This is a genomic window from Streptomyces sp. NPDC102437, from assembly GCF_044765565.1.
Classification (GTDB): domain Bacteria; phylum Actinomycetota; class Actinomycetes; order Streptomycetales; family Streptomycetaceae; genus Streptomyces.
Genome location: NZ_JBIWKI010000006.1, coordinates 1 through 20,588, shown reverse-complemented (window position 1 = coordinate 20,588; position 20,588 = coordinate 1). Strand labels below are relative to the sequence as shown.

The 20,588-nt window shown below is 68.8% G+C and carries 15 protein-coding genes and 1 pseudogene; 5 read left to right on the top strand and 11 right to left on the bottom strand.

All coding sequences use genetic code 11. From position 1 onward, the window contains the following. The first annotated feature begins 65 nt into the window (after positions 1 to 65). Positions 66 to 3,965, top strand: coding sequence for a DNA-directed RNA polymerase subunit beta' (locus tag ACIRJP_RS09755; protein WP_266730404.1), 3,900 nt, complete (start codon positions 66 to 68; stop codon positions 3,963 to 3,965). Between the two features lie 86 nt (positions 3,966 to 4,051). Here the strand turns inward: ACIRJP_RS09755 and ACIRJP_RS09750 are convergent, their stop codons facing one another. The 6 genes from ACIRJP_RS09750 to ACIRJP_RS09725 all read right to left on the bottom strand — a co-directional run bounded on the left by ACIRJP_RS09750 (position 4,052) and on the right by ACIRJP_RS09725 (position 11,020). Further along, on the bottom strand, positions 4,052 to 5,095 hold the full coding sequence (locus ACIRJP_RS09750) for a M48 family metalloprotease (RefSeq protein WP_404170513.1): 1,044 nt from the start codon (positions 5,093 to 5,095) through the stop codon (positions 4,052 to 4,054). 24 nt (positions 5,096 to 5,119) lie between these two features. After that, the gene (locus ACIRJP_RS09745; protein ID WP_404170510.1) at positions 5,120 to 5,629 is read right to left on the bottom strand and encodes a Pycsar system effector family protein; all 510 of its coding nucleotides are present in this window, start codon (positions 5,627 to 5,629) and stop codon (positions 5,120 to 5,122) included. Then, entirely contained in the window at positions 5,626 to 7,131 is a 1,506-nt protein-coding gene (locus ACIRJP_RS09740; RefSeq protein WP_404170507.1) for a hypothetical protein, read from the bottom strand. The genes ACIRJP_RS09745 and ACIRJP_RS09740 overlap by 4 nt, the downstream gene beginning before the upstream one ends. A 35-nt stretch (positions 7,132 to 7,166) precedes the next feature. Further along, the gene (locus tag ACIRJP_RS09735; RefSeq protein WP_404170504.1) at positions 7,167 to 9,341 is read right to left on the bottom strand and encodes a hypothetical protein; all 2,175 of its coding nucleotides are present in this window, start codon (positions 9,339 to 9,341) and stop codon (positions 7,167 to 7,169) included. After that, complete coding sequence (locus ACIRJP_RS09730) at positions 9,338 to 10,120, bottom strand: hypothetical protein (protein WP_404170501.1); 783 nt, start codon at positions 10,118 to 10,120, stop codon at positions 9,338 to 9,340. The genes ACIRJP_RS09735 and ACIRJP_RS09730 overlap by 4 nt, the downstream gene beginning before the upstream one ends. 153 nt (positions 10,121 to 10,273) lie before the next feature. Beyond that, positions 10,274 to 11,020 (bottom strand): Crp/Fnr family transcriptional regulator, encoded by a 747-nt coding sequence (locus ACIRJP_RS09725; protein ID WP_404170498.1) that lies wholly within the window; start codon positions 11,018 to 11,020, stop codon positions 10,274 to 10,276. A gap of 381 nt (positions 11,021 to 11,401) precedes the next feature. On the opposite strand from ACIRJP_RS09725, the gene rpsL reads away from it, so the two are divergent. The 4 genes from rpsL to tuf all read left to right on the top strand — a co-directional run bounded on the left by rpsL (position 11,402) and on the right by tuf (position 15,765). Then, the gene (rpsL, locus tag ACIRJP_RS09720) at positions 11,402 to 11,773 is read left to right on the top strand and encodes a 30S ribosomal protein S12 (RefSeq protein ID WP_003948652.1); all 372 of its coding nucleotides are present in this window, start codon (positions 11,402 to 11,404) and stop codon (positions 11,771 to 11,773) included. A 2-nt stretch (positions 11,774 to 11,775) separates the two neighbouring features. Beyond that, positions 11,776 to 12,246 (top strand): 30S ribosomal protein S7, encoded by a 471-nt coding sequence (gene rpsG, locus ACIRJP_RS09715; protein WP_072485550.1) that lies wholly within the window; start codon positions 11,776 to 11,778, stop codon positions 12,244 to 12,246. Positions 12,247 to 12,284: 38 nt separating this feature from the next. Next, a complete protein-coding gene (gene fusA / locus ACIRJP_RS09710) occupies positions 12,285 to 14,411 on the top strand; it encodes an elongation factor G (RefSeq protein ID WP_404170494.1) in 2,127 nt (708 codons plus the stop codon). A 160-nt stretch (positions 14,412 to 14,571) separates the two neighbouring features. Continuing rightward, positions 14,572 to 15,765 carry an elongation factor Tu gene (gene tuf / locus ACIRJP_RS09705; RefSeq protein ID WP_093540766.1) on the top strand — a complete coding sequence of 398 codons (1,194 nt, stop codon included), beginning with the start codon at positions 14,572 to 14,574 and terminating at the stop codon, positions 15,763 to 15,765. 115 nt (positions 15,766 to 15,880) lie between these two features. On the opposite strand, the gene ACIRJP_RS09700 is transcribed toward tuf, so the two are convergent. The 5 genes and pseudogenes from ACIRJP_RS09700 to ACIRJP_RS09680 all read right to left on the bottom strand — a co-directional run. Continuing rightward, positions 15,881 to 17,947 (bottom strand): PIG-L family deacetylase, encoded by a 2,067-nt coding sequence (locus ACIRJP_RS09700; RefSeq protein ID WP_404171124.1) that lies wholly within the window; start codon positions 17,945 to 17,947, stop codon positions 15,881 to 15,883. A gap of 206 nt (positions 17,948 to 18,153) precedes the next feature. Further along, positions 18,154 to 18,612 carry a GNAT family N-acetyltransferase gene (locus ACIRJP_RS09695; protein WP_404170491.1) on the bottom strand — a complete coding sequence of 153 codons (459 nt, stop codon included), beginning with the start codon at positions 18,610 to 18,612 and terminating at the stop codon, positions 18,154 to 18,156. A gap of 90 nt (positions 18,613 to 18,702) precedes the next feature. Next, positions 18,703 to 18,990, bottom strand: a complete 288-nt coding sequence (locus tag ACIRJP_RS09690; protein WP_404170488.1) for a phospholipase D-like domain-containing protein — start codon at positions 18,988 to 18,990, stop codon at positions 18,703 to 18,705. 94 nt (positions 18,991 to 19,084) lie between these two features. Beyond that, positions 19,085 to 19,981, bottom strand: a complete 897-nt coding sequence (locus ACIRJP_RS09685; RefSeq protein WP_404170485.1) for a hypothetical protein — start codon at positions 19,979 to 19,981, stop codon at positions 19,085 to 19,087. Positions 19,982 to 20,012: 31 nt separating this feature from the next. Continuing rightward, positions 20,013 to 20,588: pseudogene (locus ACIRJP_RS09680) on the bottom strand (helix-turn-helix domain-containing protein); the annotation flags it as partial.

Genomic DNA, 20,588 nt, shown 5'->3' with positions numbered 1-20,588 from the left:
GAAGTGCCCCGATTTCTCGCCTGACGCGAGGGGGCTCGAACCCCCGAAAGAGGGATTGACGACAAGTGCTCGACGTCAACTTCTTCGACGAGCTGCGGATCGGCCTTGCCACCGCGGACGACATCCGGACCTGGTCCCACGGCGAAGTGAAGAAGCCGGAGACCATCAACTACCGCACGCTCAAGCCCGAAAAGGACGGACTCTTCTGCGAGAAGATCTTCGGTCCGACCCGGGACTGGGAGTGCTACTGCGGCAAGTACAAGCGTGTCCGCTTCAAGGGCATCATCTGTGAGCGCTGTGGCGTCGAGGTCACGCGCGCCAAGGTGCGCCGTGAGCGCATGGGCCACATCGAGCTTGCCGCTCCCGTCACCCACATCTGGTACTTCAAGGGCGTCCCGTCGCGCCTTGGCTACCTCCTCGACCTCGCGCCGAAGGACCTCGAGAAGGTCATCTACTTCGCCGCGTACATGATCACGTTCGTGGACGAGGAGCGCCGTACGCGCGACCTGCCCTCGCTGGAGGCGCACGTCTCCGTCGAGCGTCAGCAGATCGAGAACCGCCGCGACGCCGACCTCGAAGCCCGCGCCAAGAAGCTCGAGACCGACCTGGCCGAGCTGGAGGCCGAGGGCGCCAAGGCCGACGTGCGCCGCAAGGTGCGCGAAGGTGCCGAGCGCGAGATGAAGCAGCTGCGCGACCGTGCGCAGCGCGAGATCGACCGCCTCGACGAGGTGTGGAGCCGCTTCAAGAACCTCAAGGTCCAGGACCTGGAGGGCGACGAGCTGCTCTACCGCGAGCTGCGCGACCGCTTCGGCACGTACTTCGACGGCTGCATGGGCGCCGCCGCCCTGCAGAAGCGCCTCGAGTCGTTCGACCTCGACGAGGAGGCCGAGCGCCTCCGCGAGATCATCCGTACCGGCAAGGGCCAGAAGAAGACCCGTGCGCTCAAGCGCCTCAAGGTCGTCTCCGCGTTCCTGCAGACCAGCAACAAGCCCAAGGGCATGGTGCTCGACTGCGTGCCGGTCATCCCGCCGGACCTGCGTCCGATGGTGCAGCTGGACGGTGGCCGCTTCGCGACCTCCGACCTGAACGACCTGTACCGCCGCGTGATCAACCGCAACAACCGCCTGAAGCGCCTTCTCGACCTCGGTGCCCCCGAGATCATCGTGAACAACGAGAAGCGCATGCTCCAGGAGGCCGTGGACGCCCTCTTCGACAACGGTCGTCGTGGTCGCCCGGTCACCGGTCCCGGCAACCGCCCGCTCAAGTCCCTCAGCGACATGCTGAAGGGCAAGCAGGGTCGATTCCGTCAGAACCTTCTCGGTAAGCGTGTGGACTACTCCGCGCGTTCCGTGATCGTCGTCGGCCCGCAGCTCAAGCTGCACCAGTGCGGTCTGCCGAAGGCCATGGCGCTGGAGCTCTTCAAGCCGTTCGTGATGAAGCGCCTGGTCGACCTGAACCACGCGCAGAACATCAAGTCGGCCAAGCGCATGGTCGAGCGCGGCCGCACGGTCGTGTACGACGTCCTGGAAGAGGTCATCGCCGAGCACCCGGTTCTCCTGAACCGTGCGCCGACGCTGCACCGCCTCGGCATCCAGGCCTTCGAGCCGCAGCTGGTCGAGGGCAAGGCCATCCAGATCCACCCGCTCGTCTGCACCGCGTTCAACGCGGACTTCGACGGTGACCAGATGGCCGTCCACCTGCCGCTCTCCGCGGAGGCGCAGGCCGAGGCCCGCATCCTGATGCTGTCCTCGAACAACATCCTGAAGCCGGCCGACGGCCGTCCCGTCACCATGCCGACCCAGGACATGGTGCTGGGCCTGTTCTTCCTCACCACGGACGAGGAGGAGCGCAAGGTCATCGGCCAGGGCCGTTCCTTCGGCTCCACGGCCGAGGCGATCATGGCCTTCGACGCCCGCGAGCTGTCGCTCCAGGCGAAGGTCGACATCCGCTTCCCGGTGGGCACCATCCCGCCGCGCGGCTGGGTGCCGCCGGTCGCCGAGGAAGGCGAGCAGGAGTACCAGCAGGGCGACACGTTCCGGCTGCGTACGTCCCTGGGCCGCGCGCTCTTCAACGAGCTGCTGCCCGAGGACTACCCGTTCGTCGACTACTCGGTCGGCAAGAAGCAGCTCTCCGAGATCGTCAACGACCTCGCCGAGCGCTACCCCAAGGTCATCGTGGCGGCGACGCTCGACAACCTGAAGGCGGCGGGCTTCCACTGGGCGACCCGTTCCGGTGTCACCGTGGCCATCTCCGACGTCGTGGTCCCCGAGGCCAAGAAGGAGATCGTCGCCGGTTACGAGGCGCAGGACGAGAAGGTCCAGAAGCAGTACGAGCGCGGTCTGATCACCAAGGACGAGCGCACGCAGGAACTCATCGCGATCTGGACCAAGGCGACCAACGAGGTCGCCGAGGCGATGAACGCGAACTTCCCCAAGACGAACCCCATCTTCATGATGGTTGACTCGGGTGCCCGAGGAAACATGATGCAGATGCGTCAGATCGCCGGTATGCGTGGTCTGGTGTCCAACGCCAAGAACGAGACGATCCCGCGTCCCATCAAGGCGTCCTTCCGTGAGGGCCTCACCGTTCTGGAGTACTTCATCTCCACGCACGGTGCCCGTAAGGGTCTGGCGGACACCGCCCTGCGTACCGCCGACTCGGGTTACCTGACCCGTCGTCTGGTGGACGTCTCGCAGGACGTGATCATTCGTGAGGAGGACTGTGGCACCGACCGCGGCCTCAAGCTGAAGATCGCCGTCAAGGGTGCGGACGGTGTGCTCCGCAAGACGGAGGACGTCGAGACCTCGGTCTACGCCCGCATGCTCGCCGAGGACGTCGTCGTCGACGGCAAGGTCATCGCGCCTGCCAACGTCGACCTCGGTGACGTCCTGATCGACGCCCTGGTGGGCGCCGGCGTCGAGGAGGTCAAGACCCGTTCGGTCCTGACCTGTGAGTCCGCGGTCGGCACCTGTGCCTTCTGCTACGGACGCTCGCTCGCCACCGGCAAGCTGGTCGACATCGGTGAGGCGGTCGGCATCATCGCCGCCCAGTCCATCGGTGAGCCCGGTACCCAGCTGACGATGCGTACCTTCCACACCGGTGGTGTGGCCGGTGACGACATCACCCAGGGTCTGCCCCGTGTCGTCGAGCTCTTCGAAGCCCGTACGCCCAAGGGTGTCGCCCCGATCTCGGAGTCCGCGGGCCGGGTCCGGATCGAGGAGACCGAGAAGACCAAGAAGATCGTGGTCACGCCGGACGACGGCAGCGACGAGATCCCCTTCCCGATCTCGAAGCGCGCCCGTCTGCTCGTCGGCGAGGGCGACCACGTCGAGGTGGGCCAGAAGCTCACCGTGGGTGCCACCAACCCGCACGACGTGCTGCGCATCCTCGGCCAGCGTGCGGTCCAGGTCCACCTGGTCGGCGAGGTCCAGAAGGTCTACAACTCGCAGGGCGTGTCGATCCACGACAAGCACATCGAGATCATCATCCGGCAGATGCTGCGCCGCGTGACGATCATCGAGTCCGGCGACGCGGAGCTGCTGCCGGGCGAGCTCGTCGAGCGCTCGAAGTTCGAGACCGAGAACCGTCGTGTGGTCACCGAGGGCGGTCACCCCGCCTCCGGCCGTCCGCAGCTGATGGGTATCACCAAGGCCTCGCTGGCGACGGAATCCTGGCTGTCGGCCGCCTCCTTCCAGGAGACGACCCGAGTCCTGACGGATGCGGCGATCAACGCCAAGTCCGACAGCCTCATCGGCCTCAAGGAGAACGTCATCATCGGTAAGCTCATCCCGGCCGGTACGGGTCTGTCCCGCTACCGCAACATCCGGGTCGAGCCGACCGAGGAGGCCAAGGCCGCGATGTACTCGGCCGTCGGCTACGACGACATCGACTACTCGCCGTTCGGCACGGGCTCCGGCCAGGCCGTTCCGCTGGAGGACTACGACTACGGTCCGTACAACCAGTAAGCGAGTCGCTTGACCGACCGGAGGGCGGTCACCCCGTTTCGTACGGGGTGGCCGCCCTCCGGCGTTTTGCGGTGTGTGGGGCGCGGCTACAGGTAGTGCCGCAGATGGTGCAGCCGGGTCGGGTAATCGGGGTGGGCGGAGAGCAGCCGGGCAGGTGTCGAATCGCGCTTTGCCCGCTCTTCCGCGGAGGCGAGCGTCATCTGCCGCGCCCGGGTCCCGCCCGTGTGCATCCTCTCCAGCACCTCGGCCAGTTCCGGTGCGAATCCGAGTGCGGCGGCGTGGCGGTCGGCCCGCAGTTCGGCACGGCGTCCCACCGCTGCCGACAGATACGGGAGCACCAGAAGCAACGGAAACCCGTACAGGACGGCGGCCGCGGTGGAGGCGAGCCCGCCGATCGCGAGGAGCAGGACGCCGGCGGCCAGGTAGACGGCACACCGGGCAGGCGTGACGACGGAGCGGGCCATCGTGCGCAGGGCGCGCCAGAGAGCCCGGCCCGGCAGCCCGTACCACTGGCTCAGCAGCGACGACCACGCATGACCGCCGGTGTGGTGACCCAGTTCATGGGCGAGTACGGCGGCCAGCTGGCCGCTCGGCAGCTGCTCCAGTGCGAACCGGGTGACCCCCACGATGTGGCCCGCGGCGGCGTACGCGTTGAGGTCGTCGCTCTCCTCGACCCAGAGCTGATACGGTGCTCCGTCGATCCCGGCGATGGCTGTCACCTCCCGCCAGACCGGCTCCAGCCGGGCGGCCTCCTGGGGTATCGGGCGGCGGAGCCCGAGCAGGTAGCGGGCGAGGAGATCCTCCGTGGGCCGGTGGAAGACCAGGGCGCCGGACGCGAGCCAGAGCACGGCCGGTATCCAGAACGGCAGGCCGAGGCAGCTGTCCAGGATCGTGCTCACGAGCAGCACCACGAGCGCGCTCGTCAGGAAGGCGGGCAGGGCCAGCGCCAGTTGTCCGAGTGTGGTGATGTCGACACGCCGCTGGTGCGCCGTGTAGTACACACGTCGGCCCGGTCCGTGCTCGTAGATCAAGTCATCAGGTGGGTGCGGTGCTGCGGCGTTCAGGTGTGGGCCCGAGGGCGGCACGGGCCCGTCGCCCGGGTCCTGGGGCTGAGCCGGCGGTTGGGTCATGATCATCCTTTGGCAGGAGGAGTGTCAGCCGAGGAGCAGCGAGGCGGGGAGCAGGAAGGTGCCGATGGAGTAGGCGAGCAGCCCCGCACGTATCCACTGGTGTTTGCAGACGGCGATCCGGCTGGTTTCGGCCAGGGCCGTGACGAGTGCCGCGGTCCGGGCGCTCTCGGTGGCGTCGAGCGCTTCCGGTAATCGGTTCTGCCGGGCGGCGCGCCGGATGTCCCCGAAGTAGGTGAGCGGGTCCCCGGGAACCCAGGTACTGCCGCGGTAGCGCGGGAGTACGGCCATCAGCATGGAGAGCAGCGCGGTCGCCAGCCCGCCGATGCCTGTCCACCACAGGGCCGTGCCGGGGGCGGAGAGCGCGCTCGGCCGCCACTCGCTGCCCGCCAGCCAGCCGCTGAGCACGCCTGCGGTCATGCCGAGCGCGGCGACCAGTACGGATGCCTTGCCGTCGGCCCGTGCGATCTCGGACCGCAGATCGAGGAGGAGCCTCGTCCCGGCATCGGTGTTCCGGACCTGTGATCCGTCGGTCATGTGACGTGGTCCTCGTGGCCCGGCGCTCCTGCCACGTCCGTGGCCCCGGGCGTGTCCGATGTGCTCGGCGGATTCGCGGCCTCGGCCCTGTCGGTCGTCCCGTCCCGGTCGGCCGTTTCGATGGCCTCCTCCGTCGTGTCCGCGCACACGTCGTTCGCACCGGCCGACGGCGTGACGGCGCCCGCCGGTCTCAGAGGTGCGCTGCCATCGCCAGGCGGCGGCTGCCAGCCCTGGAAGGGAACCGACGGAGCGGCCGCCTCCGGATTTGCCCCGTGGACGGGTGCCCGGCCGGGCCGGTGTCCCCGCTCGCCGTCGGTCGGATCGAAGCCCGGCCGGGACGTGCCCCGGATGACCGCTTCCGGCACCGCTCTCGGCGCGTTCTGCGGCATCGACACGGTCAGCCGGCCTTCAGCCGTGCTCTGCGCGGTGACCCCGGGAAGGTGCTGGTTCAGTACGTCGATCAATGCCTGGAGGGCCTTCTTCTTCGGCGCCTCCAGCTCGTGGTTCTCCGCGCTGTCGCCCTTCAGCAGCTCGCCCGCCAGCTCCATCTGCGCCTTGATCATGTGCAGTTGGTCCTGACGCAGGCTGGCCACCACGGTCTTGGTGTCCTCGGGGTGGTCGGCCAGGTGCAGCGCCCAGGCGCGGACCCCGCCCTGTTCCAAGTGCTTTTCGTAGAAGGAGATCTTCTCCGCGTTCACCTGCTGCAGCTCCATCTGGCGGCGGGCCCGGTCGACCGCCTCCGTGTGCTGCCGCTTCTGCTGTTGCAGCCTCAGCTCGTGCTGAAGCTCCTCGAATTCGGTCGCACGGCCCCACTGCAGCGCGTCCTGCTCCCTGACGCGCCGGTCGATCGCGGCATCGTGCTCCCGGCCGCGCCGCTCGGTGTGGACCTGCTCGGTGGCCGCATGGTCGATGGCCCTCATACGCCGCACATGGTCGATGACCCCCTGATCCCCGCGCAGCCGTACGGTCCAGGTCACCGCGAGTCCCGCCCGGGTGCCGAGTGCGCCCTGTGCGCGTACTTCCCTCAGCAGCGCCTCCTCGGCCTCCGCGCTCCGGGAGGCGGGGTAGCGGCGGGTGACGGACCGGGCCGACTGCTCCAGTTCGCCGATCAGCAGCCGTGGTACGTCACGGTGCCGGCTCGCCACGAACAGCGCGGGATCGACGACCTGCCACGACAGCTCGACGACCACTGTGAACTCGAAGACGTCGTCGTCGCTCGGCAGGCCGATCACCTCGCGCACGGGATGGACACCCATGTCGACCTCGTACACCGAGGTGTATCGCTTCGCGGCCGCTCCGGCCCGGGTGGGGCGGACCGGCGGGAGGTAGGTGTCGTACGAGCCGTCCGGGGCCGAGAAGACCAGGGCGTGGTCGATGCGGGTGAGCGGGCGGCGGGCGAATCCGAACCGGGACAGCTGCCGGACCGTGACCACCGGGTCGGTCAACCGCGTCGCGCGGTCGGCCCGTTGGTCCCAGTCGGGAGCTCGGCGGAATTCGGGCATGGGCACTCTCCTGTTGCTGTGTGGGGGATCGCAGGTCAGGGGTGAGACAGGACGGCCAGTAGCCGGCCTGCTACGGGCGGGGGATCGGTGCCGTCCTCGCCGGGCATCGTCCGCAGGAGATGGCTGAGCCGCTGGTGCTCCGACGACGTGGTGGCGAGCGAGGGCAGCAGGGCGGCGAGCGCCCATTCCGTGCCGGGGTCGTGGTCCGCCGACAGCACCCAGCGGCGCAGTACGTCCAGGGCGTCCCGGGTGTGGCCTCGGCTCCCCAGAGCGGTGCGCCACAGTTCGACGATGGCGGTGGCGGCCGGTGTCCGCGCCTTTGACGCCCGTGCGTACCAGGACAGAACCCGCGGCTGTCCGTGGCGTTCGTCCTGCTCGCTCCGACGGCAGGCACTGATGAAGCCACCGAGTGCGAGTTCGGTCGCCGGACGGTCGTCGTGCAGCGTCTTGAGCAGCCCCGCGAGCACGTCGTCGCCCGCTGATGACAGCAGCAACAGTTCCACGGACTCGGCCAGTTGCCCCGAGAGATCCGCGTCGGGCTCCGGCTGTCCTGCCTGGTGCCGGGCTGCCGCGCGAAGCGCCGCCAGGGTCTCGAAGGGACGTTCCGGCCCGATCAGTCCATGGGCGCGGATGGCCACCCAGCGCAGCGGCGACTGGTCGCTCTCGCACCAGGCGTCGAGGATGCGCGGCACGTTGGGAGTGCCCAGCACGTGGGTGAGCGTGAGCGCGTTGACGGCGACGAGGCGGTGCCGGTAGAGGTGCGAGGAGGCCCACGGCTCGATGACCAGCGCCATGGCGGACGGCAGATCGGTATGGGCGAGCACGGCGACGGTGGAGGCTGCGCGGGTCCGCACGAACGGCCGTCCGTCCCCGGCCAGCTGTTGCAGCCAGTGCACGAGCGCGGGCCGTGCCGAGGGGTGTCCGGTCCATATCTCGCGCAGCAGCACGAGTGGGGCCCGCTCGTCCAGGTAGGCGGCCTTCACCTGTCGGACCGGACCCCACTCGGTGGGCTCCTCGGCCTCGAACCGCCGGGCACGGGCGAGCTGGAGCCGCTTGCCGATATGCGTGCCGAAGACCGGGACGGTGGCGGACCGCATCCCGCTCTCGATTTCGTGGAGGAAGACGTAGAGCAGATCGCTCAGCTCCGCTGTCAGGGCGTACGGGCCCTCGTCGAAGGCGGCCAGGGCGACGAGGAACGCCTTGTCCCGCAGGTGCAGTACCGTCCCGTCGTCCTCGAACCACTCCTGGACCTGGTTCTCCAACGCGGCCAGGGAGAAGGCCCCGAGCTTCGCGGCATCGGCCTCCCCGGTCTCGTACCTCGCCAGGAGCCGGGCGAACTCGGCGGCCTCGCGCGGCTGATGGTTGCGTTCGAGGAACGCGGTCACGGCGGGCAGTGCCAGCAGCTCCGACACGCGGTCCTCGCTCACCAGCACCCCCAGGTGCGCGGCGAGGACATCACCCGGCGGGGGAGCCTGCCAGCTCACCACCGGTACGTCCTCCAGCAGGGCCGTCGGCCCCACGGTGATCACCAGACAGGCGTCCTCGCCCAGCTCCTTGCGGGCGGCCAGCAGATCCGCCTCCCGCAGTGGCCGGCCCGGCTCGGTGATCAGATCGCACAGGACATGGCCGGTGGTCCGGCCGTCGCGCGTCTCGCCGCCACCGAGACCGGCCGTGAGCTGCCCCGGGGTGGTGTCCCGGCCGATCGCCTGGACCGGATCTGCGCCGAGCCGGTGCAGCAGCATGAGTGCGGCGGTCCGCCGACCCGCGAAGTACGGGCCCGAGACCACCAGGACATGCTCCTCGCGCAGCCGGTCGACCAACGCCTCGAAGTCCGCGCACGCGGGCACGAAACAGGCCGACAGCTCCTCCAAGGTGGACTGCGAGATCTCGCCCGAGGCGTGGAGCGAGGAGGACGCGCCGAACTGGTAGATGATCTCGGTCCTGTCGAGCAGGACGTCCCCGTAGAAGGTGCCGCCGCCGATGCCGTGGTTGGTCCCGCCGAAGACGCCCCCGCCGACCTGGGCGCCGTCCCCGAATCCCATGGTCCGCGGGGTGTGGTTCTCCAGGTCCCGCCGGGCCGCCCAGGCGGGCTGCGGCTGGTCGGTCTCCTCGGCCGCCTCACCGTCGGCCTGGCGGCCGTCCGGCGCCTCGGAGGACAGGTCTCCGCCCGCAGGGGACTGGGAGCCGTGCGGCTGTTCCCCGGCGTTCAACGGCTCTCCCCCCGGCCTCCGCCGCCGAGGTGGATGTCCCCGGAGAAGGTGCCGCCGCCGATGCCGTCGTTGGTCCCGCCGAAGACACCTCCGTTGACCGTGGCACCGCCGAAGTCGAAGGCCCGGACCGGTTGCTGCGGCGTGGCCGGGGCGATGCCGGAGGCCGAGGGAGCGTCAGCCTTCCCGCTCGCGGGGTGCGGACGCTCACTCGGAAGCGGACCGTGCAGCCACGCGGCGAGCGGACCGTTCTTGCTGTCCACCGTGAGGGAGCGGAACTCCTCGGCCGGTACGCCGGTGTGGCTGTGCCGCACGACGCCCCGGTAGACCGGATCGGACACGCACAGAGCGAAGTCGTCCGGGCGTTCCCGCAGCGCCGCCCTCAGCAACTCCGCGTCCAGCAGCCTGCACGCGTGGTTCAGATCGCTGCCGACCCATCCGTCGAGCCCGTCCACGGCGACGTATCCCGAAGCGACCACTCCACGAAGCCGCATCTGAGCCGAGGCGGAGGCACGCCGGTTCTGGCTGCGCAACTGGGCCGGCACCTCGGTCAGCAGCGCCCGCAGCAGGGCGATCACCGAGCAGTTGGCGTCGATCAACTCCATCACGGAGTCGCCGCGGTCCGCCCGCCTGCGCCGGGTCTCGTCGATCCCGGCGGCGAGCAGTGCCCGGTCGGTGAGGTCGTAGAGCATACGGCGCAGATACGCCTGCTCGACATCGTCCCGCTCGCTGTACTTCTCGATGTCGAGCAGCAGGATCGTGCTGTTCACGGGATCGTTCATGGGGTGCCTCTCGCTCGGGTCTCCGTGGGCCGAAGGCACGAGCGTGAGGCTGATGGGACTGTGGTGGTGAGGGCGGATGACTCACTTCGAGTGTGACCGTGTGCACAGAGCCATCTGCGACCGCGTTCCCTCCGCAGAGCGCACGGAGCCTTTCTACGGAGAGAACGGGGCTTCGTGGCGGACGACAGGTCGGGCGGAGTCATGCGCCCGTGCGATCCGGCGGAGCGCGTCCGGCCGCACGATCACCATCGCCCGCCGCCCCGTCAGCACGATGCCCCGCTCACGCAGGTCCTTCAGCAGCCGCTGGACCATTTCCCTGGAGGCACCGACCGCCCCGGCCAGTTCCTGTTTGCTGAGCGGTATGTCGAGTTCGATGCCTTCGTCCGTGCGGCAGCCGTGGGTGCGTGCCAGATCCAGCAGCAGAACGGCGAAGCGCTCCCGCACCGTCATCGCCGCGAACTCCAGGCTGCGCCGGTCCGCAGCCCGCGTACGGTCGGCGGTCAACGCCAGGAGTGTGAGCGAGACCCTGGCGGAGCCTGCCACGAACGCGCGGAACTTCTCGTGCGCCACGACCACGGCCTGCACGGGGGAGAGCGCGGTCACCGTCGCCGAGCGTGGCCGGCCGGTCAGTGCGGCCGATTCGCCCACGATGTCGCCGGGGCCGCGCAGCGCATGCAGAGCCTCGTAACCGTTCGGCGCGGATGTGGTGACCTTCGTCCAGCCGTTGACGATCAGCAGGACGTACGCGGACGGCTCGTCCTGCCTGAGCAGAGGGGCCCGGGAGGCGAAACCCAGCTCGCGGCCCAGCCCGAGCAGGGACACCCGGTCCTCGCGTTCCAGGCGGGCCAGGAAGGGCACCCGGTCGTCGAGCCCGTCGCCATCGGGTACGTACGCCGCCATCCCGCCCCCAGATCGTCCACCGCGCGGTTCAATGTACTGAGAACGCGTAGTACCGGACCGACAAGGTTGCTTTCCTGCCGCGCGTGTGGGGACGGCTGTCTCAATTCCGCTGGCCGTGAGCTGCGGAAGTCCGGCGCGTCGCCGCGGACAGCATTTGTTTTGACCGGAGTCGGTGAGGTAGGTACGCTCAGACCTTGTGCCTGGGGTGTGCCTGGGCTCGTGTGCGTGTCCTCAACCGCATGGCGAGTCCGTCAGTGGCCACCGCAATCTGCGCTCCTTCTGCCTTGCGGCAGGAGCTTGCAGTATTCGACACACCCGACCGCGTGGGTCGGTGACGTTCCAGGTTAGTTTCACGAACGGCACACAGAAACCGGAGAAGTAGTGCCTACGATCCAGCAGCTGGTCCGGAAGGGCCGGCAGGACAAGGTCGAGAAGAACAAGACGCCCGCGCTCGAGGGTTCGCCCCAGCGCCGCGGCGTCTGCACGCGTGTGTTCACGACCACCCCGAAGAAGCCGAACTCGGCCCTCCGTAAGGTCGCGCGTGTGCGTCTGACCTCCGGTATCGAGGTCACGGCCTACATCCCGGGTGAGGGACACAACCTGCAGGAGCACTCCATCGTGCTCGTGCGTGGTGGCCGTGTGAAGGACCTGCCGGGTGTTCGTTACAAGATCATCCGCGGCTCGCTCGACACCCAGGGTGTCAAGAACCGCAAGCAGGCCCGCAGCCGCTACGGCGCCAAGAAGGAGAAGTAAGAATGCCTCGTAAGGGCCCCGCCCCGAAGCGCCCGGTCATCATCGACCCGGTCTACAACTCTCCTCTTGTCACCTCGCTGATCAACAAGATCCTGCTGGACGGCAAGCGCTCCACCGCCGAGCGGATCGTGTACGGCGCCATGGAGGGCCTCCGCGAGAAGACCGGCAACGACCCGGTCATCACGCTGAAGCGCGCGCTTGAGAACGTCAAGCCCTCGCTCGAGGTCAAGTCCCGCCGTGTCGGTGGCGCCACCTACCAGGTGCCGATCGAGGTCAAGCCCGGTCGCGCCTCCACCCTCGCGCTGCGCTGGCTCGTGGGCTACTCCCGCGCCCGCCGCGAGAAGACCATGACCGAGCGCCTCATGAACGAGCTGCTCGACGCCTCCAACGGTCTTGGCGCTGCCGTCAAGAAGCGTGAGGACACCCACAAGATGGCCGAGTCCAACAAGGCCTTCGCGCACTACCGCTGGTAGTCGCTACCCACATCGAGACCGAGAGAAGATTGAGCCTTATGGCCACCACTTCGCTTGACCTGGCCAAGGTCCGCAACATCGGGATCATGGCCCACATCGACGCGGGCAAGACGACCACCACTGAGCGGATCCTCTTCTACACCGGCGTTTCGTACAAGATCGGTGAAGTCCACGACGGCGCTGCCACGATGGACTGGATGGAGCAGGAGCAGGAGCGCGGCATCACGATCACGTCCGCCGCGACGACCTGCCACTGGCCGCTCAATGATGTTGACCACACCATCAACATCATCGACACCCCGGGTCACGTCGACTTCACCGTCGAGGTGGAGCGTTCGCTCCGCGTCCTCGACGGCGCCGTCACCGTGTTCGACGGTGTCGCCGGCGTCGAGCCGCAGTCCGAGACCGTCTGGCGTCAGGCGGACCGCTACGGCGTGCCGCGTATCTGCTTCGTCAACAAGCTCGACCGCACCGGTGCCGACTTCTTCCGCTGCGTCCAGATGATCACGGACCGCCTCGGCGCGACCCCGATCGTCATGCAGCTCCCGATCGGTGCCGAGGCCGACTTCACGGGTGTCGTCGACCTCGTGACGATGAAGGCGTTCGTCTACCCCGTCGAGGCGACCAAGGGCGAGGCGTACGACATCGTCGACATCCCCGCGAACCTCGTGGAGAAGGCCGAGGAGTACCGCGGCAAGCTCCTCGAGGCCTCCGCGGAGAACGACGAGGCGCTCATGGAGCTCTACCTGGAGGGCGAAGAGCCTTCCGTGGAGCAGCTCTACGAGGGCATCCGTCGCATCACCATCAACTCGGGCAAGGGCGGCGAGACGACCGTCACCCCCGTGTTCTGCGGCACCGCGTTCAAGAACAAGGGCGTCCAGCCCCTGCTCGACGCCGTCGTGCGCTACCTCCCCTCCCCCCTGGACGTCGAGGCCATCGAGGGCCACGGCGTCAAGGACCCGGAGGAGGTCGTCAAGCGCAAGCCGTCCGACGACGAGCCGCTCGCGGCCCTCGCGTTCAAGATCATGAGCGACCCGCACCTCGGCAAGCTCACCTTCGTCCGGGTCTACTCGGGCCGCCTGGAGTCCGGCACCTCGGTGCTGAACTCCGTCAAGGGCAAGAAGGAGCGCATCGGCAAGATCTACCGCATGCACGCGAACAAGCGTGAGGAGATCGAGTCGGTGGGCGCCGGCGACATCATCGCCGTCATGGGCCTGAAGCAGACCACCACCGGTGAGACGCTGTGTGACGACAAGAACCCGGTCATCCTGGAGTCCATGGACTTCCCGGCGCCGGTCATTCAGGTCGCCATCGAGCCCAAGTCCAAGGGTGACCAGGAGAAGCTGGGTGTCGCCATCCAGCGCCTCTCCGAGGAGGACCCGTCCTTCCAGGTGCACTCCGACGAGGAGACCGGCCAGACCATCATCGGTGGTATGGGCGAGCTTCACCTCGAGGTGCTCGTCGACCGCATGAAGCGCGAGTTCCGCGTCGAGGCGAACGTCGGCAAGCCCCAGGTCGCGTACCGCGAGACGATCCGCAAGGCCGTCGAGCGCATCGACTACACCCACAAGAAGCAGACCGGTGGTACCGGTCAGTTCGCCAAGGTGCAGATCGCGATCGAGCCCATCGAGGGTGGCGAGACCTCGTACGAGTTCGTCAACAAGGTCACCGGTGGCCGCATCCCCCGTGAGTACATCCCCTCGGTGGACGCGGGTGCTCAGGAAGCCATGCAGTTCGGCATCCTGGCCGGTTACGAGATGGTCGGCGTCCGCGTCATCCTTCTCGACGGTGGCTACCACGAGGTCGACTCCTCCGAGCTGGCGTTCAAGATCGCCGGTTCGCAGGCGTTCAAGGAGGGTGCCCGCAAGGCGTCCCCCGTGCTCCTCGAGCCGATGATGGCCATCGAGGTGACCACGCCCGAGGACTACATGGGCGATGTCATCGGTGACATCAACTCCCGCCGTGGCCAGATCCAGGCCATGGAGGAGCGCAGCGGCGCTCGCGTCGTGAAGGGCCTCGTGCCCCTCTCGGAGATGTTCGGCTACGTCGGAGACCTCCGTAGCAAGACCTCGGGTCGCGCAAGCTACTCGATGCAGTTCGACTCCTACGCCGAGGTTCCGCGGAACGTCGCCGAGGAGATCATCGCGAAGGCCAAGGGCGAGTAACTCTCCCGAGCTCACGCTTTAGGCTTGTCACCGGAGCCTGGTGGGGCATTCCTCGCAGAGCGAAAGCAATGTGTTGAATGCCCCCGGCCCCGGCATCCCAGCAAAGATCACCTGGCGCCGATGAAGCAAGGCGTACAGAACCACTCCACAGGAGGACCCAGTGGCGAAGGCGAAGTTCGAGCGGACTAAGCCGCACGTCAACATCGGCACCATCGGTCACATTGACCACGGTAAGACGACCCTCACGGCCGCCATTACCAAGGTGCTGCACGACGCGTACCCGGACCTGAACGAGGCCTCGGCCTTCGACCAGATCGACAAGGCTCCCGAGGAGCGCCAGCGCGGTATCACGATCTCGATCGCGCACGTCGAGTACCAGACGGAGTCGCGTCACTACGCGCACGTCGACTGCCCGGGTCACGCGGACTACATCAAGAACATGATCACGGGTGCCGCGCAGATGGACGGCGCCATCCTCGTGGTCGCCGCCACCGACGGCCCGATGCCGCAGACCAAGGAGCACGTGCTCCTGGCCCGCCAGGTCGGCGTTCCGTACATCGTCGTCGCCCTGAACAAGGCCGACATGGTGGACGACGAGGAGATCCTGGAGCTCGTCGAGCTCGAGGTCCGTGAGCTCCTCTCCGAGTACGAGTTCCCGGGCGACGACCTGCCGGTCGTCAAGGTCTCGGCGCTCAAGGCGCTCGAGGGCGACAAGGAGTGGGGCCAGACCGTCCTCGACCTGATGAAGGCCGTCGACGAGAACATCCCGCAGCCCGAGCGTGACGTCGACAAGCCGTTCCTGATGCCGATCGAGGACGTCTTCACGATCACCGGTCGTGGCACCGTCGTCACCGGTCGTATCGAGCGTGGTGTCCTCAAGGTCAACGAGACCGTCGACATCGTCGGTATCAAGACCGAGAAGACCACCACCACGGTCACCGGCATCGAGATGTTCCGCAAGCTGCTCGACGAGGGCCAGGCCGGTGAGAACGTCGGTCTGCTCCTCCGTGGCATCAAGCGCGAGGACGTCGAGCGCGGCCAGGTCATCATCAAGCCCGGTTCGGTCACGCCGCACACCGAGTTCGAGGCCCAGGCCTACATCCTGTCGAAGGACGAGGGTGGCCGTCACACCCCGTTCTTCAACAACTACCGCCCGCAGTTCTACTTCCGTACCACGGACGTGACCGGCGTCGTGACCCTCCCCGAGGGCACCGAGATGGTCATGCCGGGCGACAACACCGTCATGAGCGTCGCGCTGATCCAGCCCGTCGCCATGGAGGAGGGCCTGAAGTTCGCCATCCGTGAGGGTGGCCGGACCGTGGGCGCCGGCCAGGTCACCAAGATCGTCAAGTAATTACCTGACTGTCTGACCTGGTTGCTCCGCACAGAGCACCGAGAAGGGCCCCGGCCCGCCGCGCAAGCGGTGGACCGGGGCCCTTCTTCATGCTTCGGGTTCAGGGGGACATCGCTCAGGGGCGCCAGATCCAGGGCAGGGCGTCGGGCCCCACGGCCACCACCACCGGCCGTCCGTCCCGGTCGACGTGCAGGGCCGGACCGTCCAGCGCCACCGGCCCGCGCCGTCGTACGAAGAGTCCTTCGGGGGTATGGAGCTGGACGAGGCCCTCGGCGGTGCGGCCGAGCAGCACCGGGGCGGCCGACGACCCGGTGGCGGCCACCGGCCCGTATCCGTCGAAGCCCGCCCGGTCCGGGATCCGGCGGCCGTAGCCGTCGATGCCGGTCTCGTCGGCCGTCTCGCCGGTCCGTACGGTCGTCAACGCGGCCTTCGCCGTCGCGCGGTAGAACAGCTCGATGCTGCCGTCCGTCCCCGGCAGTGCGGCCGGTCCGTCGCCGGGCACCGGCACCCCGGTGATCTGGGTGCGCGCTGTCACCGCCTCGCCGGGCGCGTCCTGCGTCCAGTGGTGCACCGCGAACCGGCCGGCCGCGAAGACATGGACACACCCCTCGGCGTCCACCACAGCACTCAGCCCGTCCTGGATCTCGCCGCCGCCCATGTCCGCCCACCCGCTCCACCGGCCGGCCGTGTCCCGTACCCGGGTGCTGAGGCCCTTCTCCGCGTTCCGGACGAAGAGGTGCACCCGCCCGTCGGGGGCGGCGACCGCGACCGGGACTCCGATCCGGCGCCCGTCGTCGTGGCCGCGCTCCGGGTTCCCCAGCCCCTGCCAGGCGCGGAAGGCGCCGCCGGGGGAGCGCTGCTCCAGCGCGACGATCTCGCGCTCGTTGTCCGCGCCGTGCCCGCCGAGCGCCGAGAACCGCAGCCCGAAGAGCAGATGGCGCCCGTCCGGCAGCGTCGCGCTGCCCAGCACCGGTGCGAGCGGGCCGCCGCCGAGGTCGTCCGGCGCGTCCCACACCCCGCTGCCCGGTGCGCTCTCGCGCCGCCGTACCGCCCGCAGGCCCAGCACCGCGTACGTGACGAGCCGGCCGTCCGGCTCGGCGGCCACGGCGGGCCGGGGGCCGGGGTAGCGGTAGTGGGTGGAGCGCACCCAGCCCTTCCGGTTGGTCAGCGGCCGGTTGCCGCCCACGTTGTAGTCCCCGCAGCCTGCCGGGTTGCCGCACCGCCAGTCGGCCGAGCCGCCGTACGGGACCAAATGCGAGGCCTTCTCGGCCAGCACGGCGGGCGGCAGGTTCTTCGGCCAGTGCCGGTTGTAGTAGCCGCGGAACGCCGTGACGGCGAAGCTCGGCACCTCACCGCCGCCCCGGGTGGTCCGTGCCACCCACCGGATCAGCGACGCCCAGGTGAACAGCGCGGTGGCGGTGTGGTCGGGGTGGTCGGAGTAGCCCGGCTGCTCGCTGTCTTGGCGGCGGACGGTCTCGCTGCTGTGCTGGATGTCGGGGTCGGGGTCCATGGTGTGCAGCACGCTCGGCCGGTACCGCTCGAAGAGTCCGGCCAGGACGTCGATCAGCCCGTCGTAGGTGTACGAACCCACCTTCCTGAGCGGTGAGCCCTCGGCGACGACGGTCGGCAGGACCAGCCGCCGGTCCTGCCAGAGGCTGGGGAGTCCGAGACGCCCGTACGTGGTGTGCATGGCGGTGTTGACGAAGATCAGCTCGACCTTGCGGCCGCGGTGGACGAGGGTGTCGATCTCGGCGCGGTGGCCGCCGTGCAGCTCGATGACGGACTTCTGCCACGGGGTGAACCGGCCGAGGCCGAGCAGGGTCGCGTACGCCTGGCGGAGCCCCTGGTGCCGGGCGGAGGAGTACGCGGGCTTGTCGGGCACGGGCAGCGGGTGGCCCGGGATGCGGTTTATGCCGGTGGCCTCGCCGGCCGTCAGGTACACGCAGACCATCGGGGTCCCGGCGTCGAGCGCCTGCCGGGTGTCCGGGTTCATGAAGTACAGGTCGTCGTCCGGGTGGGCGAGGACCTGCATCATCAGCGCCGGGTGCGAGGTGCTTATCGGCAGTCCGGGCATCGGGTCCGCGGCCGGATCGCGGCGGCGGGGCGGCGAGGGCGCCGTGCAGGCGGTGAGGCCCGCCAGACCGGTCGCACCGGCCGCCGCCAGCAGGGTGCGCCGCGGCATTCCCAGGCGCGATACGCGCGAGGCGGATCGATCCGTCACACCGTGCTCCGTCCACTTCCCCCGCAGCGGGCGGCCGGGCTGCCCTGTGCTGCGTACCGAGTCCATGCAGGTCGCGGCGGGTGGCGAGCGAGCCGCTACTGCGGGGGGATAGACGGAGATTCACGTAGGCGGGTTGCCTGGATATCCGATGATGTGACCCGGACGATTCAACGTACGGGTGTACGCACCATGAACACATCGATCGAGTCCCGGTGCTCCTCGGTGAACCCGTGCCGCTCGTAGAGCGCGCGGGCGGCGCTGCCCTGGAGCACGTCCAGCCGCACGGTCGCGCCCGCCTTGTCGGCCCGCGCGAGCAGCGAGCGGAGCACCGCGGTGCCTGTGCCGCGCCCGTGGAGCGCGGGGGAGAGGTAGAAGTTCTCCAGCCGCAGCCCGCCGTCGACCGGGCGCAGGGTGACGGAGCCGGCGAGCTCGCCATCCACGACCACGACCGAGGTGTGCTGCGGTACGTACCCGTCCCGCAGCCGCTGCCGTACGCGGTGCTCGTCGTAACGCCCGAGCCGCTCCAGGTCGGGGCGCATCACCACGGCCCTGAGTTCGGCCAGGGCCTCGATGTCCTCGGGCAGGGCGGGGCGCAGGGTCCAGGAGGCGGTGGTGCGTGCAGGCATGGCCGGATTTTGTCAGAGAGCGAAGGCCGGGCTGAGTCGGGGTACTGACTGGACAGGCTCAGGATCTGCGGAGAAGCCCCTCGGGGCCGGTCAGCCAGCGACCAGCCTGCCGACCGCCCGTGAGTCGCACAGGATGACACCGATCTCGACGTTGCGGCTGAGGCCTCGACTCGTAAGGTTCGCGCTGCCCAACAGCGCGGTATGGCGGTCTGCGGCGATGACCTTGGCGTGAAGACTCGTGTGGTCGGTGCCGCCTGCACGGTGCCAGATCCGGACTTGTTCCCCGAGCGGACCGAAGGCACGTGCTGCCGCGGTTGATTCTTCCAGGAGTAGATCGATGCGGACGTTCCGCTCGGCGGCTGTGCGGAGTTCCGTCACGGACGTACCGCGTCCTGCCCCGGCCCCGGACGTGGGGAGCTGGTGAACGGGCTTGGGGTCTGCAGACGGGCGGGGTGCAGCTACCAGGATGCGGCTACTCCTCGGCGAAGATCTCCTCGGCAGAGCCGGCAGTGACGGCTCGCATGAGCCACTGGCGCAGAGTCTCGGGGTCGCCGCAATCGGTGATCCGGTCGCGAACCTTGTCGGGCACGGTGATGTTGCGCTGTCCCAGTACGAGCAGGATGTCCTCGGCGTGGCCTTGCACCCGGCCTTGCACCCGGCCTTGTGCCCGGCCTTCGTCCCGGATTTCTTCCGAGAGGGGGGACTTGTAGAAAGAGAGATCCACGGCCACCAGGTTCCTCCACTGTTGTGCGGCCGGGCGGTTGCCCAGGCCCTGTGCGGTGAGTTCGACGATGGGGTCGGCGATGGTTTCCGGTGTGTCCCGCAGTGCGGCGGACAGGGTTTTCAGTATGGCACCGACGTCCGGATTGTCGGCGTGTGTGATGGCGGCCAGGGTGGCGAGGGCGAGGTCTTTGCGGGCTTCGGCCACGTCGGTGATGACGGGCATGTTGTGCGGGCCCGCGACGAGGGGGTTCAGGGCGAGGGTCTGCCATTGACGGACGCCGATGGAGATGGGGCGTGCGGCCCATTCGGCGGTGGTGTGGTCCTGGCAGACGACCAGTAAGAGGACGGGCAGGGCATACCTGTTGTGGAGATAGCTGACGTAGTACGGCCAGCTGGCGGTCTTGCGCGGGTCCTTCTTGCCCTGGGCTTCGATGGCGAGGAGGAAGGGCCCGTCGTGCTTTGTTTCGATGCGCAGGAGGGTGTCCACCCGGCGTTCGACGGGGCGGGCTTCGGTGAGGTCGGTGGGCAGAGCGGTGGCCGAGGTGGGTGGTGGGATGTCGATTCCGAGCACTTCGGAGACGCGGGAGAAGAGGCCGGGGTACTCCTGGAAGATGCGGTGCATCGCTTCGTGGGGTGAGCTGACCATGGAGGTCCGTTCGGGTCGAGTGACGTTTCCGTCAGGCGGCTGTGTGGAGATCCGACCGGCAGCCACGGCAGTGGCCGGGGTGGCGGGAGCGGAAGGCGCGGTCGCAGCTGTCGCAGTTCTGGAGCGGGATGACGATGACGCCGGGGCGTGCGAGCGCGACGACGTCCTGGGCTCCCGGCAGCGGTGGTGGCAGGAGCGTGGTGATCCGGTGGCGCAGGAGCTTGGCGGGGTGTTTCAGAGGGTTCGGGAGGTCGGTGGTGAGGGCGTGGCGGATGGTGTCGGGGTGGGCGTCGCGTTCGAGCCAGGTGGCGACGCCGGGTGCGAGGGTGTGGATGTCGTGCTCGGAGAGGACGAGTTGAGGCGCCTGGCGGCGCAGGTCGGCGAGGAGCGCGGTGGCCACGCGCTGAAGTTCCGGTGTGAGCTCCTGCGGTTGGGGGAGCGGGGGTGGTGGTGTGGTGCGCGCGGTGGGGGCCGGGACGGCGGGGGCGGGCTGCGGCTGGGGTGCAGGGGATGGAGCGGGGCGCGGTTCGGGAGCGGGCGCGCGCGGTGGCGGCGGTGGCGGCGGCGTGGGTAACGAGGTCGGCCGGCTGGGGGCCGTCCGGGGCCG